Annotated in this window: 24 protein-coding genes and 2 tRNA genes; 13 read left to right on the top strand and 13 right to left on the bottom strand. The window is 70.7% G+C overall.

The annotated features are described in order from the left end of the window. Nucleotides 1-6: 6 nt before the first annotated feature. Nucleotides 7-1416: an amidase gene (locus OG542_RS25545; protein WP_328413800.1), complete on the top strand. Its 1410-nt coding sequence runs from the start codon at nucleotides 7-9 to the stop codon at nucleotides 1414-1416. Here the strand turns inward: OG542_RS25545 and OG542_RS25540 are convergent. Continuing rightward, nucleotides 1397-1891 (bottom strand): DUF3830 family protein, encoded by a 495-nt coding sequence (locus OG542_RS25540; RefSeq protein WP_311125889.1) that lies wholly within the window; start codon nucleotides 1889-1891, stop codon nucleotides 1397-1399. The genes OG542_RS25545 and OG542_RS25540 overlap by 20 nt on opposite strands. A 107-nt stretch (nucleotides 1892-1998) precedes the next feature. Here OG542_RS25540 and ehuB point away from each other — a divergent pair, with 107 nt between their 5' ends. The 6 genes from ehuB to OG542_RS25510 all read left to right on the top strand — a co-directional run bounded on the left by ehuB (nucleotide 1999) and on the right by OG542_RS25510 (nucleotide 6190). Further along, nucleotides 1999-2928 (top strand): ectoine/hydroxyectoine ABC transporter substrate-binding protein EhuB, encoded by a 930-nt coding sequence (ehuB, locus tag OG542_RS25535; RefSeq protein WP_261682195.1) that lies wholly within the window; start codon nucleotides 1999-2001, stop codon nucleotides 2926-2928. Further along, complete coding sequence (ehuC, locus tag OG542_RS25530) at nucleotides 2925-3644, top strand: ectoine/hydroxyectoine ABC transporter permease subunit EhuC (protein ID WP_311125890.1); 720 nt, start codon at nucleotides 2925-2927, stop codon at nucleotides 3642-3644. The genes ehuB and ehuC overlap by 4 nt, the downstream gene beginning before the upstream one ends. Beyond that, nucleotides 3641-4291 (top strand): ectoine/hydroxyectoine ABC transporter permease subunit EhuD, encoded by a 651-nt coding sequence (gene ehuD / locus OG542_RS25525; RefSeq protein ID WP_193478270.1) that lies wholly within the window; start codon nucleotides 3641-3643, stop codon nucleotides 4289-4291. Before ehuC ends, ehuD begins: the two co-directional genes overlap by 4 nt. Next, entirely contained in the window at nucleotides 4281-5066 is a 786-nt protein-coding gene (gene ehuA, locus OG542_RS25520; RefSeq protein WP_184593065.1) for an ectoine/hydroxyectoine ABC transporter ATP-binding protein EhuA, read from the top strand. Before ehuD ends, ehuA begins: the two co-directional genes overlap by 11 nt. Nucleotides 5067-5262: 196 nt before the next feature. Then, nucleotides 5263-6021, top strand: a complete 759-nt coding sequence (locus tag OG542_RS25515) for an IclR family transcriptional regulator (RefSeq protein ID WP_328413799.1) — start codon at nucleotides 5263-5265, stop codon at nucleotides 6019-6021. Between the two features lie 95 nt (nucleotides 6022-6116). Next, a tRNA-Lys gene (locus OG542_RS25510) sits at nucleotides 6117-6190 on the top strand. Here the strand turns inward: OG542_RS25510 and OG542_RS25505 are convergent. From OG542_RS25505 to OG542_RS25485, 5 genes are all read right to left on the bottom strand, one after another. After that, nucleotides 6156-7859 (bottom strand): long-chain-fatty-acid--CoA ligase, encoded by a 1704-nt coding sequence (locus OG542_RS25505; protein WP_328413798.1) that lies wholly within the window; start codon nucleotides 7857-7859, stop codon nucleotides 6156-6158. The genes OG542_RS25510 and OG542_RS25505 overlap by 35 nt on opposite strands. Nucleotides 7860-7899: 40 nt before the next feature. Then, nucleotides 7900-8364, bottom strand: coding sequence for a DUF3592 domain-containing protein (locus OG542_RS25500; RefSeq protein ID WP_328413797.1), 465 nt, complete (start codon nucleotides 8362-8364; stop codon nucleotides 7900-7902). 98 nt (nucleotides 8365-8462) lie between these two features. Continuing rightward, nucleotides 8463-9068, bottom strand: coding sequence for a lytic polysaccharide monooxygenase auxiliary activity family 9 protein (locus OG542_RS25495; protein ID WP_193478274.1), 606 nt, complete (start codon nucleotides 9066-9068; stop codon nucleotides 8463-8465). A 101-nt stretch (nucleotides 9069-9169) separates the two neighbouring features. Next, the gene (locus OG542_RS25490; RefSeq protein ID WP_328413796.1) at nucleotides 9170-10285 is read right to left on the bottom strand and encodes an SPFH domain-containing protein; all 1116 of its coding nucleotides are present in this window, start codon (nucleotides 10283-10285) and stop codon (nucleotides 9170-9172) included. Between the two features lie 58 nt (nucleotides 10286-10343). Then, complete coding sequence (locus tag OG542_RS25485) at nucleotides 10344-11660, bottom strand: peptidoglycan-binding protein (RefSeq protein WP_328413795.1); 1317 nt, start codon at nucleotides 11658-11660, stop codon at nucleotides 10344-10346. 202 nt (nucleotides 11661-11862) lie between these two features. On the opposite strand from OG542_RS25485, the gene OG542_RS25480 reads away from it, so the two are divergent. The 4 genes from OG542_RS25480 to glxA all read left to right on the top strand — a co-directional run bounded on the left by OG542_RS25480 (nucleotide 11863) and on the right by glxA (nucleotide 17243). Beyond that, nucleotides 11863-11936: transfer RNA gene (locus tag OG542_RS25480), tRNA-Lys, on the top strand. 328 nt (nucleotides 11937-12264) lie between these two features. Further along, the gene (locus tag OG542_RS25475; protein ID WP_328413794.1) at nucleotides 12265-12978 is read left to right on the top strand and encodes a FadR/GntR family transcriptional regulator; all 714 of its coding nucleotides are present in this window, start codon (nucleotides 12265-12267) and stop codon (nucleotides 12976-12978) included. A gap of 324 nt (nucleotides 12979-13302) precedes the next feature. Further along, on the top strand, nucleotides 13303-15306 hold the full coding sequence (locus OG542_RS25470) for a glycosyltransferase family 2 protein (RefSeq protein WP_328413793.1): 2004 nt from the start codon (nucleotides 13303-13305) through the stop codon (nucleotides 15304-15306). After that, entirely contained in the window at nucleotides 15303-17243 is a 1941-nt protein-coding gene (gene glxA / locus OG542_RS25465) for a radical copper oxidase GlxA (protein ID WP_328413792.1), read from the top strand. The genes OG542_RS25470 and glxA overlap by 4 nt, the downstream gene beginning before the upstream one ends. 121 nt (nucleotides 17244-17364) lie before the next feature. On the opposite strand, the gene OG542_RS25460 is transcribed toward glxA, so the two are convergent. The 7 genes from OG542_RS25460 to OG542_RS25430 form a co-directional block, all read right to left on the bottom strand. After that, a complete protein-coding gene (locus OG542_RS25460) occupies nucleotides 17365-18402 on the bottom strand; it encodes a glycoside hydrolase family 6 protein (protein ID WP_311125897.1) in 1038 nt (345 codons plus the stop codon). A gap of 106 nt (nucleotides 18403-18508) precedes the next feature. Next, nucleotides 18509-19192 (bottom strand): class F sortase, encoded by a 684-nt coding sequence (locus OG542_RS25455; protein ID WP_328413791.1) that lies wholly within the window; start codon nucleotides 19190-19192, stop codon nucleotides 18509-18511. Between the two features lie 6 nt (nucleotides 19193-19198). Then, complete coding sequence (locus OG542_RS25450) at nucleotides 19199-20020, bottom strand: hypothetical protein (RefSeq protein WP_328413790.1); 822 nt, start codon at nucleotides 20018-20020, stop codon at nucleotides 19199-19201. Between the two features lie 115 nt (nucleotides 20021-20135). Next, complete coding sequence (locus OG542_RS25445) at nucleotides 20136-20915, bottom strand: HAD-IIA family hydrolase (protein WP_193478283.1); 780 nt, start codon at nucleotides 20913-20915, stop codon at nucleotides 20136-20138. 108 nt (nucleotides 20916-21023) lie between these two features. Continuing rightward, nucleotides 21024-21809: a hypothetical protein gene (locus tag OG542_RS25440; protein WP_328413789.1), complete on the bottom strand. Its 786-nt coding sequence runs from the start codon at nucleotides 21807-21809 to the stop codon at nucleotides 21024-21026. Nucleotides 21810-22047: 238 nt separating this feature from the next. Next, nucleotides 22048-23724, bottom strand: coding sequence for an eCIS core domain-containing protein (locus tag OG542_RS25435; protein WP_328413788.1), 1677 nt, complete (start codon nucleotides 23722-23724; stop codon nucleotides 22048-22050). A 122-nt stretch (nucleotides 23725-23846) separates the two neighbouring features. Next, entirely contained in the window at nucleotides 23847-24992 is a 1146-nt protein-coding gene (locus OG542_RS25430; protein ID WP_328418101.1) for an ROK family transcriptional regulator, read from the bottom strand. 96 nt (nucleotides 24993-25088) lie between these two features. On the opposite strand from OG542_RS25430, the gene OG542_RS25425 reads away from it, so the two are divergent. Both OG542_RS25425 and OG542_RS25420 read left to right on the top strand, forming a co-directional pair. After that, nucleotides 25089-26180: a Gfo/Idh/MocA family protein gene (locus OG542_RS25425; protein ID WP_328413787.1), complete on the top strand. Its 1092-nt coding sequence runs from the start codon at nucleotides 25089-25091 to the stop codon at nucleotides 26178-26180. Beyond that, nucleotides 26177-26710: a heme-degrading domain-containing protein gene (locus OG542_RS25420; RefSeq protein WP_328413786.1), complete on the top strand. Its 534-nt coding sequence runs from the start codon at nucleotides 26177-26179 to the stop codon at nucleotides 26708-26710. Before OG542_RS25425 ends, OG542_RS25420 begins: the two co-directional genes overlap by 4 nt. The last annotated feature ends 84 nt before the right edge of the window (nucleotides 26711-26794 follow it).

Below are 26794 nucleotides of genomic sequence, written 5' to 3'. Positions count from 1 at the left end.
GGGTGGATGATCGAGCTCACCGACCTGACCGCCGTACGGCTCCTCGACGGGTACCGCAAGGGCGAGTGGAGTCCCGTGGAGGCGACCCGGGCGGCGCTGGAGCGGGCCGAGGCGATCCAGCCGGAGGTGAACGCCTTCGTCCGGCTGACCGCCGAGGACGCGCTGGCCCGGGCCCGGGAGTCGGAGGAGCGATGGCGGCGCGGTGAGCCGCAGGGGCTGCTGGACGGGGTGCCCGTCACGGTGAAGGACATCCTGCTGCAGCGCGGCGCTCCGACCCTGCGCGGGTCGAAGGCCGTGGATCCGGCGGGGCGCTGGGACGAGGACGCCCCGTCCGTGGCCCGGCTGCGAGAGCACGGGGCGGTCTTCATCGGCAAGACGACGACCCCCGAGTACGGCTGGAAGGGCGTGACGGACTCGCCGCTCAGCGGCGTGACCCGCAACCCGCACGACCCCTCGCGCACCGCGGGCGGGTCGAGCGGCGGCAGCGCGGCAGCCGTGGCGCTCGGCGCGGGGCCGCTGTCGCTGGGCACGGACGGCGGCGGCAGTGTCCGTATCCCGGCGTCGTTCTGCGGGATCTTCGCGCTGAAGCCGACGTACGGGCGGGTGCCGCTCTACCCGGCGAGCGCGTTCGGCACGCTGGCGCACGTCGGGCCGATGACCCGGGACGCGGCGGATTCGGCGCTGCTGATGGATGTGATCGGCCACCCGGACTCGCGCGACTGGTCGGCGCTCACCGCGCCGCCCGGCTCGTACACGGACGGCCTGGCGGGCGGGGTGCGCGGGCTGCGCGTGGCGTACTCGCCGTCGCTGGGCGGGCAGGTGGCGGTGCGTCCGGAGGTGGCGGCGGCGGTGCGGCGGGCGGTCATGCGGCTGGCGGAGCTCGGCGCGTACGTCACGGAGGCCGACCCGGACCTCACCGACCCGGTGGAGGCCTTCCACACCCTGTGGTTCAGCGGGGCGGCCCGGGTGACCGAGCACCTGGGCCCGCACCAGCGCGAGTTGCTGGACCCGGGCCTGCGCGAGATCTGCACACAGGGCGCCCGCTACTCCGCGCTGGACTATCTGGCCGCGGTGGACGTCCGGATGGACCTGGGCCGCCGGATGGGCGACTTCCACGACACCTACGACCTGCTCGTCACCCCGACCCTGCCGATCACGGCGTTCGAGGCGGGCGCCGAGGTACCGAAGGGATCAGGCCACCGGCGCTGGACGGGCTGGACGCCGTTCACGTACCCGTTCAACATGACGCAGCAGCCCGCGGCGAGCGTGCCGGTCGGCGCGGACGGGGACGGTCTGCCGATCGGTCTGCAGCTCGTGGCCGCCCGGCACCGGGACGATCTGGTGCTACGGGCGGCCCACGCGCTGTACGAGGCCGGGGTGGCGTCCGCCGGCGGGGTCAGGCCCTCCGGAAGCTGAGCGTCTCCCCCGCCGCTCCCGACCTCCACAGGTCGTTGCACGCCTCGGCCATGTTCTGCAGGCCGTCGACGACCTGGCCCCAGACGATGCCGGGTACCCAGCCGACATCGCCGTTCAGCAGCAGGTTGTTGCGCTCGTAGAACAGGGCCAGGTCGACGAGCGTGGTCCCGGCGCGGACCTCGCGGTCGTAGCCGTAGGACTTGGTCCCCAACTCCGCACCCGCGAAGGTGAAATAACACAGGTCACCCGGAATGGGAGTAACAGTCGGATTCTCCAGAGGTGGCTCGGCTTGAGCGAAAGGCGGGAAAAGGGCGTAGATCTCGTTGCGTGCGTACTTTGCGTGGTAGACGTCACCGGCCAGCGGAAGAGAGTCCCAGACGGCCGCGCAGGTGATCGGCGCGCGGTCGTCCAGCAGCTTGGCCGTGCAGGTCACGTCGCGCTTGACCAGCGAGAGTTCGATGTAGCGATCAGCCATGCCCTCCATGGGAGTGCCCCTCGGCTCCGCGGTCAAGGGCGCATCGGCAGAGTGCGGGGCTTGAAAAGATCGGCATAACTCAGGTGCGGTCGGGTAGCCGCGCGCCCATGGCTCCACCACAGAGAAGCCCACTCAGAGGTTACGAACCCATAGCCCGGTCCGTATCCGGGCCCACACGCCGGTCGCTGCTCGCGGGGGTCGCGGCGCTCGGCGCGCTGGGCGCCGCGGGATGCAGCCGGGTCGCCACCGCGTCGGACGTCAAGGGCGGTGACCTGCTCGACCGGCTCCGGGCCGCGGGCGTCGTCCGCCTCGGCATCGCAGGCGAGATCCCGTTCGGGTTCATCGACAAGAACGGCGAGCTCACCGGCGAGGCACCGGAGCTGGCCAAGGTGATCTTCAAGCGTCTCGGCGTCGACCGGGTGCAGCCCGTGCCGACCGAGTTCGGCTCGCTCATCCCGGGCCTGAACTCCCAGCAGTTCGATGTCGTCGCGGCCGGGATGTACGTCAATCCCGAGCGCTGCGAGCAGGTCATCTTCTCCGACCCCGACTACCAGATGCTCGACGCGTTCATCGTGCGCAAGGGCAACCCGAAGGGGCTGCACAGCTACAAGGACGTCGTCGCGAAGAAGGCGAAGTTCGCCACCGGGACCGGCTACGCCGAGATCCAGTACGCCGTGGAAGCGGGGTACAAGGAGAGCGACATCCTCATCGTCCCGGACCAGGTCGCGGGCCTGAACGCCGTCGAGGCCGGACGCGTGGACGTGTTCGCCGGTACCGCGCTCACGGCCCGTGAGGTGGTGAAGAAGTCCGCCAAGGCGGAGGCGACCAAGCCGTTCGCGCCGCTCGTGGGAGGCAAGCCGCACGTCGACGGAGGCGCCTTCGCGTTCCGGCCCACCGAGACGAAGCTGCGGGACGCCTTCAACGTCGAGCTGCGCAAGCTCAAGAAGAGCGGCGAGCTGTTCCGCATCCTCGAGCCCTTCGGTTTCACCAAGGCCGAGATGACGGATCTGACCGCGAAGGAGCTGTGCGGCGGATGACCTCGGGACTCTGGGAACTCGTACTCAAGGGCATCTGGGTCACGATCCAGCTGCTCGTCTGCAGCACCCTGCTGGCCGCCGCGGTGTCCTTCGTGGTCGGCGTCGCGCGCACCCACCGGCTGTGGATCGTCCGCTTCCTGGCGGGCTTCTACACCGAGGTGTTCCGCGGGACCTCGGCCCTGGTGATGATCTTCTGGGTGTTCTTCGTGCTGCCCCCGGCCTTCGGCTGGCAACTGGTGCCGCTGTGGGCGGGCACACTCGCGCTCGGCCTGACCTACGGGGCGTACGGCTCGGAGATCGTGCGCGGCGCGCTGAGCGCGGTCGACCCGGCACAGAAGGAGGGCGGGATCGCCCTCAGCTTCACGCCCTGGCAGCGGATGCGGCTGATCCTGCTGCCGCAGGCGGTGCCGGAGATGATCCCGCCGTTCTCCAACCTGCTCATCGAGCTGCTCAAGGGCACCGCACTGGTGTCGATCATGGGCATGGGCGACCTGGCGTTCAGCGGCAACCTGGTGCGCCTCGCGCTTCAGGAGAGCGCGGAGATCTACACGTACATCCTGCTCATCTACTTCGTGATCGCCTTCCTGCTCACCCGGGTCATGCGCGGGCTGGAGAAGAAACTCAAGGCCGGCACGGGCAAGCCCGTCGGGTCGACCGCCGACCAGGAACTGAGCCGGCCTGAGACGACCGGTGTGGGTGGAGGTGCTGTCGCGTGAACTGGGACTGGAGCGCGGTCTCCGACTTCATGCCGGACTTCTGGGAGGGCCTGCTGGTCACTCTCCAGATCCTGCTCTTCGGCTCGCTGATCTCGTTCGCGCTGGGCCTGGTGTGGGCGCTGCTCATGCGGGTGCCGTCGCGGTGGGTGACCTGGCCGGTCGGGGCGGTAACGGAGTTCGTCCGCAACACCCCGCTGCTGGTGCAGCTGTTCTTCCTCTTCTACGTGCTGCCCGAGTGGGGCCTGACCTTCTCGGCGCTGACCACCGGTGTCGTCGCGATCGGGCTGCACTACTCGACGTACACGATGCAGGTCTACCGGGCCGGCATCGAGGCCGTGCCGGTCGGCCAGTGGGAGGCGGCGACGGCGCTGAACCTGCCGCTGCGGAAGACGTGGACCGCGGTGATCCTGCCGCAGGCGGTGCGCCGGGTGGTCCCCGCACTCGGCAACTACGTCATCGCGATGCTCAAGGACACGCCGATGCTCATGGCGATCACCGTCCTGGAGATGCTCGGCCACGCGCGCCTGTTCTCTCAGGAGCACTTCCAGTTCACCGAGCCCCTCACGGTGATCGGCGTGGCCTTCATCGTCATTTCCTACCTGGCCTCCCTTGCCCTGCGAGCCCTGGAGCGACGCCTTGCCCACTGACACTCTCCCCAATCCCGAGAAGAACCCCGCCAAGAGCACCGGCGAGCTGATCCGGCTGGAACAGGTCACCAAGCGGTTCGGCCAGAACACCGTTCTGGACCACCTGGACTTCTCGGTCGACGCCGGCAAGCACGTCACCCTGATCGGGCCGTCCGGCTCCGGCAAGACCACGATCCTGCGGCTGCTGATGACCCTGCTCAAGCCCGACGAGGGCACGATCACGGTCGACGGGCAGAAGCTGTTCCCCGCCTCCGACAAGGAGGTCCGCGAGGTCCGCAAGAAGATCGGGATGGTGTTCCAGCAGTTCAACCTGTTCCCGAACATGACCGTGCTGCGCAACCTCACCGAGGCGCCGGTCACCGTCCTCGGCATGTCGAAGGACGAGGCGGTGGAGCGGGCCAAGGGCCTGCTGGACATGGTGGGCCTGGCCGACCGGTGCGACGCCCACCCCGCCCAGCTCTCCGGCGGTCAGCAGCAGCGTGTGGCGATCGCCCGGGCCCTGGCGATGCAGCCCAAGGTGCTGCTGCTGGACGAGGTGACCTCCGCGCTCGACCCGGAGCTGGTCGCGGGCGTGCTGGACCTGCTGCGGGACATCGCCCGCAGCACGGACATCACCATGCTCTGCGTGACCCACGAGATGAATTTCGCCCGGGACATCTCCGACCAGGTTCTGATGTTCGACTCGGGCCGGGTCATCGAGTCGGGCCCGCCGGAGAAGATCTTCAGCGACCCGGAGCTGGACCGGACGAGGGAGTTCCTCAGCGCGGTGCTGTAATTACGGCCCGTGAGGCAGGCCGACGTCGGGCCCTCGGATTGGGGCATGCTCCTGACATATGCCAGAGGGTCAATGCCCCAGCCCGAGGGCCCGAAATCTTGTCAACCCCCGCTCTCCACAACCCCTTTGCCGGTTATCGTGGAGATGATTCGCTGTCCGGATTACGGCCCAACAGCAAGCGCAGGGGGAGACCACCGTGGCGCTGAGGAACGAGCCGACCACCCCGTACCACTCGGCCCAGGAAGCCCTGCGCGTCCTGGAGACGGTGGCGCGAAACAGTTCCGGCGTCACCGACACCGAGCTCGCCCGGCGTACCGGCATCGGACCGGAGCGGCTCACCGCGCTGCTGCGCATGCTGCGCCGCGAGGGCTACGTCGAGCAGATCGCCGACGGCGCGTACGTCACGGGCGAGGCCCTGGCCCGCCTCGGCTCCACCCGCCATCGCGAGCAGGCCCTGCGCGACAAGCTCCAGCACACCCTCGACCGGCTGCGCGACTCGGTCGGCGCCGCCGTCTACATGAGCCGCTACGTCGACGGCGAGATCAGCATCACCCAGTACGCCGACAGCCCGGCCACGCCCAAGGTCAACGAGTGGGTCGACTTCCGCTCCTCGGCCCACGCCACCGCCATCGGCAAGAGCCTGCTCACCCAGCTCGACCACGCCGGCCGCCGCGACCACCTAGCCCGGCACAAGATGGCCCGCCTCACCTCGCGCACCATCACCAGCGACCGCCTGCTGCTCTCCCGGCTGGAGGCCCAGCCGGCCACCGTGCCCGTCCTGGACCTCCAGGAGTACGCGGTCGGCACGGTCTGCGCGGCCGTCCCCATCACCGCCGGCTCCTCCGTCGGCTGCCTGGCCCTGTCCCTCCCGGTCGAGCACGCCCACCGCCTCCGCCAGGCCGCGGACGCCCTCAACCGCAACGCGGCACCGGTCCTGCTGTCCATGGCGATCTAGCACGACGCCGGGTGGTCCGGAGCACCCTTGGAGACCGGGTATTATTTTCCCGTCGCCCACCGCGGAACGTGGTTCCGCCGGTCGGCGCGAGTCATGCGCCGCTAGCTCAGTTGGTTAGAGCAGCTGACTCTTAATCAGCGGGTCCGGGGTTCGAGTCCCTGGCGGCGCACCGGTGAAGGGCCTCTCGTGGGAGCGAGAGGCCCTTCGGCGTGTTCGAGGTCCTCCCCGGTCAGCCTGCGGTAGGTGCCCTTCCCCGGCGGCCGCCACCACACCGGATCGGTGCAGTGGAAGCCCTCCCCGCGCAACGCCGCCCGGTGGATCTTGTTCGTGGCCGTGACCGGCATGCGGTCCGTCACCCGGACGAACCGAGGGGCCATCTTCGTCCCCAGGTCGGGCTGGGCGAGCAGGAACTCCGCGAAGGACAGCGGGTCGAAGGTGCCGGCGATCGTCACCATCACCTGGTCGCCGGTCACCGGGTCCGGCACCGCGTACACGCAGACCGCCGCCGCCCCCTCGTAGCGCGCGAGGATGTTCTCGATCATCGCGGCGGCCAGGTTCTCGCCGTCGACGCGGAGGCGGTCGTCGGTGCGGCCGGCGAAGTAGAGGTAGCCGTCGGCGTCGCGGCAGAAGAGGTCGCCCGTCCAGTACCAGCCTCCCCCGCTCTCGGCTTCGCTCGAGCCGGCGGATCCCCACTTGCGGCGCTCCGCCTCCGCCGCCGGGTTGCGCCAGTAGCCCTCGAAGGGGCTGGGTCCCTGGTTGACCAGTTCGCCGATCGCCTCGTCCCCGTTGAGCAGCCGGCCCGCCGCGTCGAAGCGGGCCGGTGGGCACTCCCGGCCCGTCTCCGGGTTCAGGACCACCAGCCCGGGTGCCGCCCGCCCGACCGCTCCCGCCGGCGTGCCCGGCGACCACTGCACGGCCGCCCCGCCCTCCGACGAGCCGTACCCCTCGACCAGCCGCACCCCGAACCGGCGCTCGAAGGCCGCCGCGTCCACCGCGCCCGCCTCCGTGCCGAAGCCCAGGCGGAGAGGGTTGTCCCGGTCCCCGGGGTGCGGCTCGGTGGCCAGGACGTACTGGATCGCCCGGCCGACGTAGGTGAAGTAGGTCGCCCCGTAGCGGCGTACGTCCGGCAGGAAGCGGGACGCCGAGAAGCGGCGGCGCAGAGCGACGGCCGCCCCGGTGACCAGCGCGGGTGCCCAGTCGGCGATCACGGCGTTGCCGTGGAACATCGGCATGCAGATGTAGTGGACGTCGTCCGGGCCCAGGGAGAACTGGCCGGCCAGGGAGCGGCCGGCGGCCGCCAGGCGGCCCTGGGAGCAGAGTGCGGCCTTGGGCGCGCCGGTCGAGCCGGAGGTGAAGTAGAGCAGGAGCCGGTCGTGCGGGGCGGCGCGGGAGGGGTCGGGTCGGGCGCCGGCGTACGGGGCGAGCAGGGCGTCGTACTCCTCCGAGCCGGTCAGCAGCAGGCGTACGCCGGGCAGTTCGAGACCGTCGAGCAGGTGCAGACGGGCCCGTTCGGTGACCAGCACCCGGCACTCGGTGTGCAGGATGTCCCGGGCGAGTTCGGGCCCCCGGCGGGTGGGGTTGATCCCGGCGACGGCGGCTCCCGCGAGCGCGGCCGCGCTCAGCCACATCGGGTACTCGGGGGTGTTGTCGAGCAGCACACCGATGTGCGGTTCGGCGCCGGGTGGCAGCAGGTCGGCGAGGAGCGCCGCCCGGACGGCGGACCCGGCCGCCACCTCGTGCTGCGTGAGCACCCCGCCCTCGAACCACAGCCCCGGCCGGTGGTCATCCCACCGCGCCGCCACGAGCTCCGCGACCGTGCGCCCCGTAGTGGCTCCCATGAAGGCGCACCATAGTTGACGTACCGTCAGATGTGGAGCGCTACGGCAGCGGCGACTCGCCCATGGCGGAGAACATCGCGTACGTCACGGCCATGAAGCCGAGGGCGAAGAGGATGAACGTGCCGAGGAAGGCGAGCAGGCATCCCGTGCCCGCCGCCAGCCTCCCCCGCGCCGGGGGCCTGGCCGTGGCGTGCTCCGGGCGGTCGGCCGGGTAGTGCACGGTGACGATGTCGCCCTCGAGGGTCGTCCCCGGCCCGCCCGGCTCCTCGAACCGGACGCCGCGACCGTCGCGCGTGGTGAACTCGTAGACGTGGTGCAGAGTCGTGCGCACCGAACTGTCGCCGCCACCACTCGTCGTGGTGTACGTCCGCAGACAGCGCGCCTCTGCGGTCAGGCCGCTGTTCCAGGCGCGGCTGACCCGCACGGAGCGGCGGATCACAACGACCGCGACGCAGGAAACCACCGCGATCATGAGCGTGGGCACGATGTAGAACAGGACTTCCATGAGCTCCCCCGAAGGCCCCGCGCGGCCTTCGATCGGCCGGCGTGGGAGGAACCTACCCACACCGGCCGCACCGGTGACTCAAGAGAACCTCTGAAGGTTCAGAACGTGACGTCCGAGCAGGCGTAGAACGCGTTGGCCGTGTCGGCGATCGTCCATACGGCGACGATGACGTGACGGCCGCTCAGCCCGGACGGCAGCCTGCCGCTGTGGGACAGCGTCGACGGTGGCCGCTGGCCGTTGTACGGGACCGTGAAGAACGGCGTGAGGTTGAGGTCGGACCGGGCCAGGTTGTGGTTCTGGTTCCAGCCCGGCTTGGTGACGTAGTACCGGAAGTCGGTCGTGGCGTGCATGGCCGTGAACTGCCAGCGGAACGTGTAGTTCTGGCCGCCCGTCACCTTCGTGGCGGGCCAGGCGCCGCCGGACGGTGTCCGCGGTGCGCTGAGCTGGCCGAAGTGGCCGAGACCGGCGTTGCATATCTGCCCGTCGGCCGGACCGGACGCCGGGAAGCCCTTCGGGCCCTCGACGCTCTGCGGCTCCCACTGGATGGATCCGCAGTTGGTCACGGTGCCGTTCTGGCAGAGCTTCTGCCGGCTGATGGGGAGGTCGGTGTAGCCGTGGCCGCTGGCGCCGCCGGAGGAGAGTACGAGGGCTCCGGTCGTGGCCAGTCCCACCGCGGCTGCGGACAACTTGGTCCTTGTGCGCATGCTGCCGCTCCTGGAGAACGTGGGGGATGTTCAGTGAGCCGTGCAGGTAGGTCTAGACCAAGTCTGAATGTAGGAGGGTTAGTTGAACATGTCCATACCAATCACGGGCCCGTTTCTCCGCGCCCCGCGCAGAACGCCACCGTCAGGTCCTTCACCAGCACCTTCCGCTCGTAGTCGTCGAGTTCGACCAGCCCCCGCATGGTCAGCCGGGTCACCGTGTCCTCCACCGAGTCCACGACCGAGGTGAGCACGCTCGCCCGGTGCTGGGCGTCCAGCGCGGCGATCCGGCGGCGGTGCAGCGCGGCGGCGACCTCGGGGTCGTACTCCGCCCGGAGCGGCTGCACCGAGAACACCTCCAGGCCGACCGGGGCCGCCTCAGCCGTCACCAGCCGGGTCAGCGCCTCGGCCGCCGCGTCCCCGGCTCCCCTCGGGCCGCCCGGCAGCACCACCGGCACCCGGGCCAGCGCCGCCTCGACGCACTCGCGCAAGTACGACTCGTGGTCCTCGACGCCCAGCGTGGCCCGCGCGGTGTCCAGCACCCGCCACACCACCAGGACGACCACCCGCAGCGCGACCCCGTGCGCGTCGGTCGCGGGCACCGGCTCGCTGCGCCAGTGCCGCAGCCGTACGTCCACCCGGCGGCGCAGCAGCAGTGGGTTGACCCACAGCAGGCCGGAGCGCCGGACGGTCCCCCGGTAGCGGCCGAACAGATCCAGCACCGAGGCCCGCCCGGTCCGGCCCCGGGCCAGCCCGCCGAACCCGAACAGCGCGAGCGCCCCGGCTCCCGCGTACGCCGCCCACTGCGCCATGCCGAGCCCGGCCCCGGCGTGGGCGGGCAGCCGCAGCGCCTCCACGGCGAGCGGCGGCAGCACCCCGGCCCACCAGGAGGTGGCCACGCACCCGGCCACCCCGCACGCTCCGGCCAGCACGCCCGCCCCACCAGGCAGCACCCGCGCGGGCCGCTCCACCAGGTCGGGGTCGACCTGCGGCACGGGGCGCGGCGTCAGGGCGGCCGGGCGCCTGAGGCGCGGCTGCTCCCCCGTGCCCTGCCGGCGGCCGACGACCGCCGGCTTCAGCGGCGCCGGGTCCGGGTCGTCGCGGAACAGCAGATGGACGGGGATCTCGGTGGTCGACTCGTTCTGGATGAGCCGGGCGGGCCTGGCCGGCCCCTCGGCCGGTCCGTCGGGCTCGGACGTGTGGGAAGTGGTCGTGGTCATGCGTGCCTCCAGCCTCCGCGCCAGATGCGTCACAACGGGTGGGCCCCGTGCCGGGGTGCTAGGAGAAGAGCCGCCGCCACGTCTCCGGCCCCGGGAAGCCGTCCGCCGCTCCGCCCCGCCAGCCCTGGGAACGCTGGAAGGCCTCGACGGCTCGCCGGTCCGACTCGCCCCAGCGCGGGCCCGGCCGGTCCGGGTAGAACCTGCCGAACCCCTTCCGCACCAGTTGCCTCCCCAGCCGGGTGACATACGGGTTGCTCGCACCGGGCCGGAACATCGCCCGGCCCGGGTAGCCGGGGACACCGTGGGAGGAGGGCGGCGGCCCGGCCTCCTCCGCTGTGACGTCCTTGCCCTTCCCGGTGACCAGCAGCTCCCAGGTGCGCGGGCCGGGCAGCCCGTCGGCGTCCGGGCCCTTCCAGCCCTGGGCCCGCTGGAAGGCCCGGGTCGCCCGCCGGTGGGCGTCCGTCCAGCGCGGTCCCGGCTCCGAGGGGTACGAGGCGCCGGCCCCGCGCGCGACGAGCATCCGGCCGAGCTGTGTGACGTACTTGTTGTTCGCGCCGGGGCCGAAATACGTCGCTCCCGGGTACGGCGTGGCGGCCGGTGCGCCCGGCATCCCCCTGCCCTTTCCCGGGACCGGCTCCTCCTGCGCGGCGACGCCCTTGTAGCGGTAGGGGACGTACCGGTCGGAGTCGCTCGAGTAGGCGTACGGGGTGGACTGCCGTCGGGTGTGCGGGCGGGCCTGCTCGTAGGCCATGTAGGAGGTGTGCTTGGTGTTCGTCCAGCCGCCGAAAATGACGACGTGCGAGCCGCTCTCCGGGTTGGCCGGATTGTGGAACAGCAGAATGTCGCCCGGCTGGAGTTCCTCCTTGGAAATCCGTTCACCGAATTGGGCGAGGCTGCCCGTCCATTCGTTTCCGGGCAGCTGCCAGGCCATCGATACATAGCCCGAGCAGTCCTGCCGGTAACCGTCGGACCAGTACGCGTTCATGTTGTACGGGACTTTCGCGGCGACCCAGGTCTTGGCCCGGTCCATGATCTGCGTACGGGTGATGGCGGCGGGCTCGAGGGCGTCGGAGGGCTTGCCCTCACGGCCGTCGGCGCCGTGCAGCGGGGCCGTGTCCCCCTGGGGGGTTCCGGGGTCGTCATCTGCGAAAACACCCGATCGGTGGGGTGCGTGCGGGGCGGCGGCGGCCGGTACGGCGTGGCCCGCTCCGAGGGTGGCGGCGGCCACGGCGGCCAGGGCGAGAGCCCGGTGCGCGGCCGGATGGGTGGTGGTGCGGCCGACCGGGGAACGCGGCAGGACGCGGCGCCAGTGGACGCAGCCGGGGCAGTCGCAGTCGCCCCCGGGGTCGAATTCCTCGAATACCGGCGACTTCATGCGATTCCCCTCACAGTTCCGTCGGAAAAATGGCGGCGCCTGTGCAGGCCCGGGCGCGCGCCGTCAGTTTCGCAACTGTCTTCCGGACTCGCATGCTGACGGTCCGAATGATGTACCCGGCGTCCTTGCGGGGGCCGTCCCGGGCCCCGGCTCGGTGGTCCGGAGCACCTCCATGCGTCCTGTAGAGTTACGACGTCAGCGCGCGCCGCTAGCTCAGTTGGTTAGAGCAGCTGACTCTTAATCAGCGGGTCCGGGGTTCGAGTCCCTGGCGGCGCACGATGCCGGTGGCGGCTTGTGTTCGCAGAAAGCGCGAACACAAGCCGCCACCGTCTTTTCTGCGCGGCTTCGCCGCGCGCCGTGGGGGCTCCGCCACCCACACCCCCTTCCCTCGGCATCGCAGCGAGCCGGGGAAAAGAAGCCGGGCGGGGCACAGTCGCACCGACCGGAAAGCCCCTCGCGGAAGCGGGGGGCCTTCTTGCATCTCGTTCTTGCATCTCCTTCTCGTTTCTCCTGGCTGTATCTCCTGGAGCCCGCTCTCCTTGAGGCCCCTCCCGCCATGGCCGGAACCCGGTGCACCGCGCGATTGGCCGGATACCCTCTCGCCATGGCAGCGCGTGACCTACAAGAGCGGATCAAGAAGCTCATCATCGACCGCCGGCTGGCCTCCGGGGCCCCGCTGCCGACCGAGCCCGAGCTGATGGAGTACCTCGGCGCGAGCCGGAACTCGGTGCGTGAGGCGCTGAAGGCGCTCCAGGCGATGGGCATCGTGGAGATCCGGCACGGCTTCGGCACCTACGTCGGCCCGATGTCCCTGGCCCCGATGATCGAGGGCCTCGCCTTCCGCACGGTCGCCGGGCACTACCGGGGCGAGGACTCCCTGCTCCAGCTGCTCGAACTGCGGGAGGCCGTGGAGACGGGGCTCGTCTCCCGGCTCGCGGGGCGGATACCGGATGCGGACCTCGTTGAACTGGACGCGCTCGTCGACCGTATGGATGAGGAGGCCGCGCGCGGAGCCGGCCTCGCCGAGACCGACCGCGCCTTCCACGCCACCCTCTATCGGGGGCTGGACAACGTGCTGCTCAGCGAGGTCCTGGAGGCGTTCTGGGACGCCTTCCACCGGGTCCGCACGGACCTCGGGGGCGAGCCGCAGGACCCGAAGGTCACCTGCCGGCAGCACCGGGAGATCCTCGACGCGGTCCGGTCCGGAGACTCGATGCGGGCGGAGGAGGCCATAAGAGAGCACTTCGGCAACATCCGCGCCCGTCTGTCCACAACGGATCCACGAAGTCCCCACACCCGCCACAATGAACGCGTATGACCGGTAACACCGCGTTTCGCATCTTGCGATCATGATGAACGCCGTAGAACCCTGGTTATCTGGTTTTTCAAGATGCTGCGGATTCGCGGCAGTTGGGGGGCAGAAGAACCGGTTGCCGACAGGGCGGGAGTAGGGGCCCCGTTCATGGAGCGATGCCGAGGGGGGCATCATGCAACCGGAAGGTCGCGTTGCCGTGTCTATAGGGTGTGGATGACGTGGTGACCGCGATCCACCACTGATACGTCTGTGAAGGTCGAGGGGGACCTGGCGCAGACGGTAAGAAGCGACGAAACACGCGGCTTTCCGCGTGTGGGGGGATGACTCATGACGTCGAGGCCCACGGGTGCCCGGCAGGACCACGACCCGTCCCAGACCACTCAGCTCAGGGTGCCGGGGCACCGGATGAGCACGACGGGGACATTCCGGCGGATCAAGAAGAATCTGCCGAGATACGACTACGAGCATTACAGCCGGCTCGCGGGTCCCCTCACCCAGCCCGATCCGAACAAGCCGTACAAGGTGCAGTACCGCTCGCTCATCTCACAGGAGCCGCACCGCATCCGGGTCGCCCTGATGCTGGCCGCGGCCCCGGTGCTGTCCCTGGTGCTGCTGTTCTGGCTGCTCCAGCCCGAGCACTGGACCGAGCGCGACTACCCGGCCTTCGACTGGCTGCCCGCGCTCGACATGGTCATGCTCGTCTCGATCGGCCTGATCGAGTTCTTCCGCTGCATGAACGTGCTGTCGAACGCGCACGCCACGCTGGTGGCCCGCGACCCGATCCCGGTGGTGCCCGAGACCGGCACCAGAGTGGCCTTCCTCACCTCCTTCGTGCCCGGCAAGGAGCCGCTGGAGATGGTGACGAAGACCCTGGAGGCGGCCGTCAGGATCCGCCACCGGGGCCTGATGCACGTGTGGCTGCTCGACGAGGGCGACGACCCCGAGGTGAAGGCGGTCTGCGAGCGCCTCGGCGTGCACCACTTCTCCCGCAAGGGCGTCGCGAAGTGGAACCAGGCCAAGGGCCCGCACCGCGCCAAGACCAAGCACGGCAACTACAACGCCTGGCTGGAAGCGCACGGCGACAACTACGACTTCTTCGCCTCGGTCGACACCGACCACGTGCCGCTGCCCAACTACCTGGAGCGGATGCTCGGCTTCTTCCGCGACCCGGACGTCGGCTTCGTCATCGGCCCGCAGGTCTACGGCAACTACGACAACCCCATCACCAAGGCCGCCGAGTCGCAGCAGTTCCTCTTCCACGCGCTGATCCAGCGCGCGGGCAACCGCTACGGCTCCCCGATGTTCGTCGGCACCTCCAACGCCGTGCGCATCAAGGCGCTCAAGCAGATCGGCGGGCTGTACGACTCGATCACCGAGGACATGGCGACCGGCTTCGAGATGCACCGCCACAAGAACCCGGCGACGGGGAAGAAGTGGCGCTCGGTGTACACCCCGGACGTGCTCGCCGTCGGTGAGGGCCCCAGCGCCTGGACGGACTTCTTCACCCAGCAGATGCGCTGGTCGCGAGGGACGTACGAGACGATCATCGGGCAGTACTGGAAGGGCTGGTACTCGCTGCCGCCGAGCAAGCTCTTCAACTACACGATGATGATCATCTTCTACCCGATGTCGGCCCTCAACTGGATCCTGGCGGCGCTGAGCTGCTGCCTGTTCCTGGGCCTGGGCGCCTCGGGTGTGAACATCGACCCGGCGGTCTGGCTGATGCTCTACGGCAACGCCTCCGCCCTGCAGATCGGTCTGTACGTCTGGAACCGCCGGCACAACGTCTCGCCGCACGAGCCGGAGGGCTCCGGCGGTGTGGCCGGCATGGTGATGTCCGCGCTGTCGGCGCCGCTGTACGCGAAGGCGCTGATCGACTCCGTGCTGCGGCGCAAGAGCAAGTTCGTGGTCACGCCCAAGGGCGACTCGGCGAGCCCGGACCGCTGGTTCGGCACGTTCCGCTACCACTGGTACTTCATCCTGATCTTCGCCGCCTCGATCACCGCCGGCTTCGTCTTCGGCCACTCCCACCCCGCGATGATCATCTGGGCGACGTTCGCGCTGCTGATCACCGCCTCGCCGGTCTTCGCCTGGCGCTGGCAGCTGCGGCAGGACGCGAAGAAGCCCGCCGCCCCCGCCGGGGAGCAGCCGCAGGACCCTGCAGGGCCGCACCGGACGCAGCCGCTGCCCATCCCGCAGCAGCCGTCGGCGGCGCACGCCCCGCAGCACAAGCCCAGTTGGGCCGCCACCCCTGGCGGAAACGGGGAGGTCGGGGGATCCGACCAGACCATGCAGATCGCCCTTGGTGGACTTGGGGGACGTAAGGAATGAACGACCGTGCAGGCCGCCGCCGGGCCCGTCGACTCGCGATCGGCACGGCGGTGGTACTCGCGCTGGCCGGGATGAACGGGCCGTGGCTCTACCGCTTCGGAACCGAGAAATACCACCAGTACACAATCAACAAGCCGGAGTACAAGGCCGCGAACGGCAAGTGGGAGATCATCGATTTCCCCGAAAAATACCGGCAGAACACGATCCACGCGGCGCTGCTGCGCACCGGCAAGGTGCTGCTCGTCGCGGGGTCGGGCAACAACCAGGACAACTTCGACGCGAAGAAGTTCGACACCCGGATCTGGGACCCGGTCAAGGGCACCATCAAGAAGGTCCCCACGCCCGCCGACCTGTTCTGCACCGGCCACACCCAGCTCGCCAACGGCAATCTGCTGATCGCGGGCGGCACGAAGCGGTACGAGAAGCTCGAGGGTGACGTCACCAAGGCCGGCGGCCTGATGATCGTCCACAACGAGAACCCGGACGAGCCGATCACCCTGCCCGCGGGCACGAAGTTCACGGGCAAGGAGAACGGCAAGACCTTCGTCTCGAAGGACCCGGTGCTCGTGCCGCGCGCGAAGAAGGTCTTCGACAAGGCGACCGGCAAGTTCCTGCGCAACGACCCCGGCCTCGGCCGGATCTACGTCGAGGCGCAGAAGCGCGGGCAGAAGTACGAGACGGGCACGCAGGACAACTACAAGGTGCACGGCCTGAACGGCGCCGACGCCAAGAACACCTACGGCATCGCCCAGAAGCTCGCCCTCGACAAGAAGGACTTCCAGGGCATCCGGGACGCCTTCGAGTTCGACCCCGTAGCCGAGAAGTACATCAAGGTCGACCCGATGAAGGAGGCCCGCTGGTACCCGACGCTCACCACCCTGAGCGACGGGAAGATCCTCAGCGTCTCCGGCCTCGACGACATCGGGCAGCTCGTGCCGGGCAAGAACGAGGTCTTCGACCCGAAGACCAAGAAGTGGACCTACACCGGCAAGGTCCGGCAGTTCCCGACCTACCCGGCGCTGTTCCTCATGCAGAACGGCAAGATCTTCTACTCGGGTTCGAACGCGGGCTACGGACCGGACGACGTGGGCCGTGAGCCGGGCGTCTGGGACGTGGACACCAACAGGTTCGCGAAGATCCCGGGGCTCAGCGACCCCAAGCTCATGGAGACGTCCGGCACGGTGCTGCTGCCGCCCGCGCAGGACGAGAAGTACATGGTGGTCGGCGGCGGTGGCGTCGGCGAGTCCAAGGAGTCCAGCGAGAAGACCCGGATCGTCGACCTGAAGGACGCCGACCCGAGCTTCGAGGACGGCCCGTCCCTGGAGAAGGGCACCCGCTACCCGAACGCCTCGATCCTGCCCGACGACAACGTGCTGATCTCCGGCGGCTCGGAGGACTACCGGGGTCGCGGCGACTCCAACATCTTCCAGGCGCACCTCTACGACACGGCGAAGAACGAGCTCAAGCGGGTCGCCGACCCGCTGGTGGGCCGCAACTACCACTCCGGGTCGATCCTGCTGCCCGACGGCCGCCTGATGTTCTTCGGCTCGGACTCGCTGTACGGCGACAAGGCCAACACCAAGCCGGGCAAGTTCGAGCAGCGCATCGAGATCTACACGCCGCCCTACCTCTACGGCGACGGGGAACGGCCCTCGCTGTCCGGCGGGCCGCAGACCATCGAGCGCGGCGGGACGGGGACGTTCACCTCGTCGAGCGCGGCCAAGGTCAAGAAGGTCCGGCTGATCAGGCCGAGCGCCGCCACCCACGTCACCGACGTCGACCAGCGGTCGATCGCCCTGGACTTCAAGGCCTCCGGCGACAAACTGACGGTGACCGTGCCGGAGAACCGGAACCTGGTCCAGGCGGGCTGGTACATGCTGTTCGTGACGGACGACAAGGGGACGCCGAGCAAGGCCCAGTGGGTCAAGGTGCCGTAGTTCCCGGCTGATCGGGAGTTCCCGGCTGATCGGGGCGCCCTCCTGTGTGGAGGGCGCCCCTTTCGCATGTCTGCCGCCAGGGCGTTGACCCCGCCCAGGTCGACGACGTCTGCCCGGACTTCTAGGAGCTGGCCTTGGTCAGTTTCAGTGCGTAGTCCGACCACCACTGGCCCGCCTTCGGGCCGCCCTTGCACTCGCCGTCCGACTCGCCGGGGCGCTTGACCCACAGGTAGGCGTCGACCAGCGGGTCGGCCGTCTTCGTCGTGGGCGTCTCGCCCAGCGCGCGGCCCGGCGGGTTGCACCAGCGCTCGTCCGGGTTGCCCTGGGTGTAGGGGCCCTTGCCGTTGCGGCTGGTGTCGATGACGAAGTGCTTGCCCCCGACCTTGGCGGAGAGCGTCTTGCCGTAGGCGATGGACTCGTCGGTGGCGTAGAAGTTGGAGACGTTGACGGAGAAGCCGTCGGCCTGATCGATGCCGGCCCGTTTGAGGGGCTCGAAGATCTGGTCGGGGTTCTGCCAGCCGGCGTTGCCCGCGTCCAGGTACACCTTCGTGTTCTTCAGCGACTTCAGCTTGGCGACGGCACCCTTGAGGAGGTCGTAGCGCTCCTCGTGGAACTGCTCCGGTGTGCAGCCGTCGACGAGGTGCAGCAGCGCGTCCGGTTCCAGGATGACCGCTGCCGACCGGTCGCCGATGCCCGCCGCCACGCCGTCGAGCCAGTCGCGGTAGGCGTTGCCGTCGGCGGCGCCGCCCTGTGAGTACTGGCCGCAGTCGCGGTGCGGGACGTTGTAGAGCACGAGCAGGGCCGTACGGCCGGCCTTGTCGGCGGCCTCGGTGAAGCCCTGGGTCTGCTCACGCGGATTGTCCGGGCCGATCCACTCGGCGACCGGCTGCTCGGCGATCTTGCGGATCTGCTCGGCGTCCTGCTTCTTGCCGGACTTCTCCAGCGCGGCGACCTGCTGTGCCGCGGTACCGTCCGGGTTGACCCAGAAGGGGGCCTTTTCCTTGGGCTGTTGGGTGATCCCGGCGCCCGCGTCGCCACCGCCGTCCGATCCGTCTCCTCCATCGGAGGATGAACACCCCGTGATCAGCAGTGCCGCCCCCAGCACCACTGCGGACATCCGCCTCCCGGCGGTCGTCCCGGCCCCCCTGCTGCCGTACATCCAACTCCCCCTTGGGTGCACCGTTCCAAGTCTCAATCCTGACATACGTCCCGCGACACGACTTCGGAGGGAGCGGGTCGTCGGCCGGGGCAGGCGGGCGTTCTCATCACAGTCCAGTACCCGTGAGGTACGCCGACACCACCACGTTCGCCGTATAGCTGCCGGTCGTACGGTCGAAGCTGCCGCCGCAGGTGACCAGCCGCAGTTCGGCCCGGCCCGACCGGCGGGGACCGTAGGCCTGGTGGGCGTCGAAGCGGTCGCGGGTGAGGACTTGGACTGACTCCACGGTGAACTCGGCGACCTTGGCGTCAGCCCGGATCACCCGGATCGTCTGACCCGGCCGCAGGGCACTGACCTTGTAGAAGACGGCGGGCCGGGTGTCGCTGTCGACATGACCGACCAGCAGCGCGGTCCCCGGCGCCCCGGGTGCCACCCCGCCCGCGTACCAGCCGACCACGCCCGGCTGGTCGTACGGCGGCGGATCGAGCGCCCCGCGCCGGTCCAGGCCGCGCGCCACCACCGGTGCCTGGACGTCGATCCCGGGGATGTCGACGCGCTGCGGCAGCGCGTCGCCCAGCGGGCGGTGCGCGGGGGGCAGTTTCACGTCCGGGGGGCGTCCGGCCGCGGCCATGTCGCCCGTGGTGGGCGCGGAGATGCCGTGCCGTACGTCGGTCACCTCGCGGCCCCAGAGCCAGAGCCCGAGCAGCAGCACCACCCAGGCCACGCCGGCCAGTAGACGGCCGGTACCCGAAGGCCGTGTGCGCCCTCGGTCCAGGTCGAGATCGGACATGGTCAGTCAGTCCGTTCCGCGCTTCCGGCGGACACTGCCCAGTGCGACGGCCACCGCGGCCACTCCTGCGAGGACCAGGCCGGTCACGCCCTGCGCGGTGCCGGGCCCGGCACCGCGGTCTTCGACGGCGACGAGGTGGGCGGCACCGCCACCGCCCGCCTCGACGGGAGCGACGGGCGAGGCGTGCGCGCCCGGTCGCCGGGAGGCGGACGACTGCCCTTCGTCTTCGAGCCCGGGCTCGGACTCGGGCTTGGACTCGGGCTCGGGCTTGGACTCGGGCTCGGACTCAGGCTCGGACTCAGGCTCGGGCTGGGGCGATGGCCCACCGCCCTCGGGCAGGGGCTGCCGTCCGCCCGTCACGGGCGCTGGTGGCTGCCCGGCGGCCCCGGTCGCGCCCCTGGGCGCGGGCGGGCCGTCACTCTCCCCGCTATCCCGGCTCTCCCGGCTCTCCCGGCTCTCCCGGCTCTCCCGGCTCTCCCGGCTCTCCCGGCTCTCCCGGCTCTCCCGGACGGTGAACGTGCCGGTCCGTTCGGCGTCCCCGCAGGTGATCTTCACGGTGTACGTCCCCGCCTTGAGCGTGGAGGGGACGCGGCTCTCGCCGATGAGTTCACCGTCGGTGACGGTGAGCGGGGCGTCCGCGACGAACGCCGCCGAGGCGGCGACGGCCGTCCTCGCCGCGCAGCCGGTCACGCGGAGCGCGACGTCACTGCCGGGTGCGGGGGTCGCCGGGGTCACCGAGACGCCCCCCACGTCCGCCGCGAACGCCGCCGGGGTGAGGGCGGCCGCGACCAGGACGCTCGTGCAGAGAGTGACTCTCAGGGAACCCATCGTGAACCTCCAGATGCCTGGAGCCTCCCCCGCACGGTGGGTCACCGCATCCTCAGGGATGCGGAGACTGCTCCGAACGGGTGGCGACGGGTTTGGGCGCGGGTGCGCCGCCTCGTCAGACCCGGTCGACGAGGTCCGCGATCGAGTCCAGGACCTGTGAGGGCCGGTACGGGAAGTCCTCGACCTGGTCGGGCCGGGTCAGGCCGGTGAGCACCAGGAACGTCTGCATCCCGGCCTCCATGCCGGCCAGCACGTCGGTGTCCATACGGTCGCCGATCATGGCGCTGGACTCGGAGTGCGCCCCGATGGCGTTGAGGCCGGTCCGCATCATCAGGGGGTTCGGCTTGCCCGCGAAGTACGGCTTCTTGCCGGTCGCCTGGGTGATCAGCGCCGCCACCGCGCCGGTCGCGGGCAGCGGGCCCTCGGTGGAGGGGCCGGTCTCGTCGGGGTTGGTGCAGATGAAGCGGGCGCCGCCCAGGATGAGCCGCACCGCCTTCGTCATGGCCTCGAAGGAGTACGTGCGGGTCTCGCCGAGGACGACGTAGTCCGGCTCGTGGTCGGTCAGGATGTAGCCGATGTCGTGCAGCGCGGTGGTCAGCCCCGCCTCGCCGATGACGTACGCCGACCCGCCCGGCCGCTGGTCGTCCAGGAACTGGGCGGTGGCCAGGGCCGAGGTCCAGATGCTCTCGATCGGCACGTCCAGGCCCATGCGGCGCAGCCGGGCGTGCAGGTCACGCGGGGTGTACATCGAGTTGTTGGTGAGGACCAGGAAGGGCTTCCCGGACTCACGCAGCTTCTTCAGGAAGGCGTCGGCGCCGGGGATCGGCACGCCCTCGTGGATGAGCACACCGTCCATGTCGGTGAGCCACGACTCGATGGGCTTGCGGTCTGCCATGTGCGGGATCTCCTGCCGTACGCGGTCCAGCCTGCGACCCAGCCTAAACAGTGGCCGGATCATGTGGAATGGGCCGGTCACGGCGTCCCGACAGGCGGGACGGCCGCCTCAGCGGCGCCGACGCGCCAGGAGCAGCAGCCCGCCCCCGGTGAGCAGCAGCGCCGCGGCGGCCGCGGCGACCCGGACGCCGATTCCGGTGCGGGCGAGTTCCTCGGCGAACGGGAAGCGGTCCTCGCGGGGCGGGAGAGAGGCCTCGGGCTCCGGCTCGGTCTCCGGATGGGAGTCGGTGCCGCCGTCGACCTCCCCGTCACCACCGTCGACCGGGGCATCACCCGCGATGCCGAACCGGTAGTCGTTGGACTGCCCGACCCAGTCTCCGTCGTCGTCGTGCCGCTGTACGACGGCGGCGTTGGCGGTGACGTCGTTGGGCACGGCGTCCGCGGTGACCGCGAGCCGCACCTTCACGGTGACGGTCTTTCCCGGCCCGACGGTGAACCCGGCGAACCGGTCCTCGTCGTCGGCCAGCGCCCCGACGAGCTCGTCCTCACCGGTCTTCTCGAACCGCACGGGGTGGGACCGCGCCCCCTCGAAGAACTCCAGCCGGGGCTGGGACGGCTCCAGGGCCCGCTTGTCGTCCACGAGGACGACGACGGGATGGATCCCGGTGCAGGTGCGGTCAGTCGTGTTGGTCAGGTCGAGGTACCAGGTCCCGTACCCGCCCCCGGCCGCGTAGGAGTCCGGCCCGCCGTGGATGCGGGTGGTGAGCGGGAAGGTGTGGTCGTCGGGCGCGGTGCAGGCGGGCGCCGGATCGTCCGCGTACGCCGGGTGAGCACCAGGGAGCAGGACGGCGGCTGCCGCCGCCAGGCAGAGGTGAGCGGGCGTGCAGAGTCGCATGGAGATGTGACATTGCCGGATGTGGGCGGTCGCGAGCGACGCGGCCCGCAAAGGCCCCCGGACGGCGGCGCGAATCCGCCCGGTCGGCGGACAGTCGCCCTCAGGCCGTTGTGCTCCTCCCTCCGGCACGGAGCATGCGCACGACGGCCGCGTTGCCGGCGCACCGCTGGGCGTGCCGGAGATGCTCCACGACCTTGGGGTCGGGAGGTCTCTGCGCCGGCGGCACCCGCGTTCCCGCTCAGCGCCGCAGGGTCAGCGTGAGCGTCGCGCCCAGGAACCCGTTGTCGGCGGAGCCGGTCCAGCCCTCGTGCCAGGTCCGGCCGGTCTCCTTGCCGTACATCCGGAAGTACCAGAGGGGATCGTTGCGGTCGAGGGTGCTCATGCTGTCGGCGTGCTGTTCGCGCGCGTAGTTCTCCATGGTGATGTAGTCGCTGCCGCTCACGGCGACCACGCCGCCGTAGTGGTAGTCCATGTGGTTGTCGGCGCCTTCGCGCCGGGCCTGCGCACGCGTCTCGTGCTGCTGGGCGTCGGGCCGTGCCATGGTCACCATGCCGTCGCCGACCCGGGGGATGGCGGCGTGCTGGTTGGCCTCCAGGTCCTGAAGCACCCGTTCGGCGTTCTCGGGGGACTGCCGGACCAGGTGCTGGAATCGACCGCTCATGCCGAAGGTGATCCGGTCGTATCCGGCCGGGTCGCCCCCGTCGATGGCTTCCTGGAACTTCCCTCGCCAGCCGCCCTCGGGCTCCATGCGCACGAGGAACTTCTCGATCGTCTCCCAGTAGCGGTTGTCGGCCTCGCGGTACATGGACGGCTTCCCGGTCACGAATCCGATCATGTCGTTGCAGCGCTGCGGCGTGAGAACGTCCAGGCCCTTGGTCTTCTCGCCGCCCTTCTCCTTGCGGTACTTGGGCTCGACCTCGTAGAGGACGACCTTGCGGCCCGATCCCTCGATGGTCAGGGTCCTGCCGGTCTTGGACAGCGAGAGCCCGCGTTTCTTGCCCGCGCCGGGGAGGTTCTTGATGGACGCGCCGAGCTGTTTGTCGGTGGCGAAGAAGTTCTTCGGTTCCTTCCCGTCGCCGGCGTGCTCCACGGCCAGGTCGAACGCGTCCGACACGGCGAGGTCCACCTCGCCCGCGTAGACCAGGTGCGGCTTGGGCGGCGCGTAGCGGGAGCGCTCGTCGTACCAGCTGCCCTGGTCGTTCGTGTCCTGGCCCACGAAGAAGTCGTCGGAGTCGGGCTGCTTCTTGGGGTACTCCGTGGAGCCGGCCCTGATGACGTGGAGGCGCTGGACCGCCGTGGCGTCGTCGCCGCAGCCGTCCCCGCCCGCGCAGCCGGCGGCTCCGGACTTCTGGGCGGTGGCGGTGCGCTGCACGGGCGCCGGCCCGCTCATGACCCGGTCCGCCTTCGTCTCCGCGTGGCGTTCGCCCGCGTCGCCCGGGGTGGACATGCTGACGCCCGCGCCGTTGTCCGTGCCGGGTACGGGTCCCGTCTGCTGGTCCTCGAAGTGGGCCAGTTCGTGCGCCCAGTCCTTCTTGGTCATCTGGCCGCCGTTGACGACATGACGACCGCTGGTGAACGCCTTGGCCTCCAGGACCGCCGCCGACTCGCGTGCCTCGGGCCCGTCGTGCACGAGGACACCGCTGAAGTCCGTCCCGCCGAAGCGCTGCTCCATCTCGGAGCGCAGGCCCGGCTCCATGGGCCTGGCCGGGGAACCGAGGGCCCGGTCGAGGGCGGCCCGCTGCACCTGGGCGTGCTCGGCCTCGGGTGTCACGTCACGGGTGTCGTGGCCCGCCGCGGCCACGCGCTGCACATGCCGGATCCAGGCCGCGCTCAGCGGTGACGCCGGTGGCCTGGCGGAGGATCCGCCCGCTGCCCGGTCGACCGCACCGCCATGCCCTTGGTGGAAGGCCCGCATGTCTTCTTCCTCTCCCCGGAACCGGACAGCCGATCGACCGACTACGTGTACCGAAGCCGCCGCGAGAAGAACATGCCCGTACGCGCACACCTGCGGGCACGCTCCGGGTCCGGGGGGACACCTCACCCACCCCCACGCCCGAACACCGGCCCCAACACCAGCTGAGCCGCTCCCACCGCCACCACTCGCCCTCCCCCGGCGGCGACCCGCACCGGCACGGCCTCCTGGCCCGTCCGCCGGGCCCAGGCCTCCAGCACCGTGCCGACCCCCCGCACGAACACCCCCGGAGCCGTGGCCACCGTGCGGCCGCCCAGCAGGACGACGTCGATGTCGAGCAGGCTCACCAGGTTCGCCGCCCCGGCACCCAGGACGCGGGCCGCCTCCGCCGTGTCGCCGCGCGCCACCGCACCGAGGCAGAGCGCCTCGACGCAGCCGCGGTCGCCGCAGGTGCAGGGCGGGCCGTCGAGCTGGATCACCTGGTGGCCGAACTCCCCGGCCCCGGTCCTGGCACCCCGGTGCACGCTCCCGCCGATCACCAGGCCGGCCCCCAGCCCCGTGCCGAGGTGCAGATAGGCGAAGGAGCCGGCCGCACCCCCGGCGGCCAGGCCCAGCGCCGCCGCGTTGGTGTCCTTGTCGACCACCACCGGCACCCCGAGCCGCTCCGCCAACGCCTCCCGCAGCGGGAAGCCGTCCCACTCGGGGAACCCGGTCACCCGGTGCAGCACCCCGCGGGCGTGGTCGAGCGGCCCGGGCAGCGCGACCCCCGCCCCGAGCAGGGAACCGGCCCGGGTGAGCGTCCCGGCGGGCAGCACCCCGGCCACCGTCTCCCGCACCGCTTCCGTCACCGCCGCCAGCACGGCACGCGCCCCGGCCCCGAGGTCCAGCGGGGCCCGCCGCTCCCCCACCACGTTTCCCCGCAGATCCACCAGCACGGCCCGCACCTCGTCCCGGTCCAGATGGACGCCCACCGCATGCCCGGCCTCGGGCACCAGCCGCAGCACGGTCCGCGGCTTGCCGCCCGTAGACGCCCGTCGTCCGGCCTCCGCCGCGAGGCCGTCCTCCCGCAGCCGGGCCGTGATCTTGCTGACCGCCTGCGGGGTCAGCCCGGTCCCCTCGGCGAGTTCGAGCCGGCTGATGCCGTCGGCTCCGGCCGTCCGCAGCAGGTCGAGCACCAGCGCGGCGTTGTGACTGCGCAGGGCGAGCAGATTCGCCCCGCCGCCCCCGCCACCCCGGGTGCCTCCCGCTCCCGCCCCTCCCGTCCCGCGCATGCCGCTCATCCCGCCCGTACGGTCGTCCGCCCTGTTCACGTCCCCCATTGTCCCCGGCGCTTGCACTTTGGCAACAGCGTTGCGAAAGTGGGGGCCATGACTGGCACACCCCTCGGCACAGCCCCCGGCTCGCCTCTCCGCGTCGGCCTCGTCGGCTACGGCCTCGCCGGCTCCGTCTTCCACGCCCCGCTGATCGCCGCCACCGAGGGCCTCACCCTCGACACGGTGGTCACCTCGAACCCCGAACGGCGGCAGCAGGCCCGTGCCGAGTTCCCGGACGTACGCTTCGCCGCCACCCCGGACGAGCTGTTCGACCGGGCCGCCGAGCTGGACCTGATCGTCATCGCGTCCCCGAACAAGACGCATGTGCCGCTCGCGACCGCCGCCCTCAAGGCCGGACTGCCGGTCGTGGTCGACAAGCCCGTCGCGGGCACGGCGGCCGAGGCCCGTGAGCTGGCCGCCCTCGCCGAGGAGCGCGGCCTGCTCCTCTCCGTCTTCCAGAACCGCCGCTGGGACAACGACTTCCTCACCCTGCGCAAGCTGCTGAGCGAGGGCGAGCTGGGCGACGTCCGGCGCTTCGAGTCCCGCTTCGAGCGCTGGCGCCCGCAACTGAAGGGCGGCTGGCGGGAGTCCGGCGACCCCGCAGAGATCGGAGGTCTGCTCTACGACCTCGGCAGCCACGTCGTCGACCAGGCCCTGGCCTTCTTCGGCCCGGCGGCCTCCGTCTACGCGGAGTCGGACATCCGCCGCCCGGGCGCCGAGACGGACGACGACACGTTCATCGCGATCACGCACACGAACGGCGTCCGCTCCCACCTCTACGTCTCCGCGACGACCCCCCAACTCGGCCCCCGCTTCCGCGTCCTGGGCTCCACCGCCGGTTACGTCAAGTACGGCCTCGACCCGCAGGAGGCGGCACTCCGGGACGGCCTGCGCCCCGGCCCCGGCTGGGGCGTCGAGCCCGAGTCGCAGTGGGGCCGCGTGGGCTCCGGTGAGTCCCCCGTAACGGGAGGCGGCCGTCTCGTACCGACCCTCCCCGGGGACTACCCCGCTTACTATGCGGCCGTGGCGAAGGCCCTGCTGGAGGGCGGCCCCAACCCGGTGACCGCGCTGGAGGCGGCCGCCGCCCTGGACGTACTGGAAGCCGCCCGCCGCTCGGCCGGCGAGAAGGTGACGGTGACCCTGTGACACACAAGAGCTCGCACAACCCCTCGCACCACCAGGAACTCGGCCCCAAGTTCCAGCCGGAGCTGGCCCCGAGCCTGGAGGAACTGGAGACGCAGGAACGCCGCCTGGTCTTCCGGCAGTTCAGCCACGACGACGCCTGGGCGCTCGGCTCGCTCCTCGTCGAACTGGCCCGGGAGCGGCAGGCCCCGCTCGCCATCGACATCCACCGCGCCGGCCAGCAGCTCTTCCACGCGGCACTGCCCGGCTCCACCCCCGACAACGACGCCTGGATCGCCCGCAAGCGCCGGGTCGTCGAGCGCTACGGCTCCGCCTCCTACCTGGTGGGCGCCCGCTTCCGCGCCAAGGGCACGACGTTCGAGGAGTCATCGCGCCTCGACCCCGACACCTACGCGGCGCACGGCGGCTCCTTCCCGATCACCGTCGAGGGTGTGGGCGTGATCGGCGCGGTGACGGTGTCCGGGCTGCCGCAGCTCCAGGACCACCGGTTCGTGGTGGAGGCGCTGGAGGAGTTCCTGAGCAAGGACCGCTAGCGAGCGGGAATGAACGAGCCGGAATGAGCGAGACGTCCCTCTGGTTGGCACCGCCGTATGCATGATCGAAACACGGCGCCCACC

This window comes from Streptomyces violaceus (genome assembly GCF_036014075.1).
Classification (GTDB): Bacteria; Actinomycetota; Actinomycetes; order Streptomycetales; family Streptomycetaceae; genus Streptomyces; species Streptomyces violaceus.
This window is presented reverse-complemented; position numbering and strand designations above follow the sequence as displayed.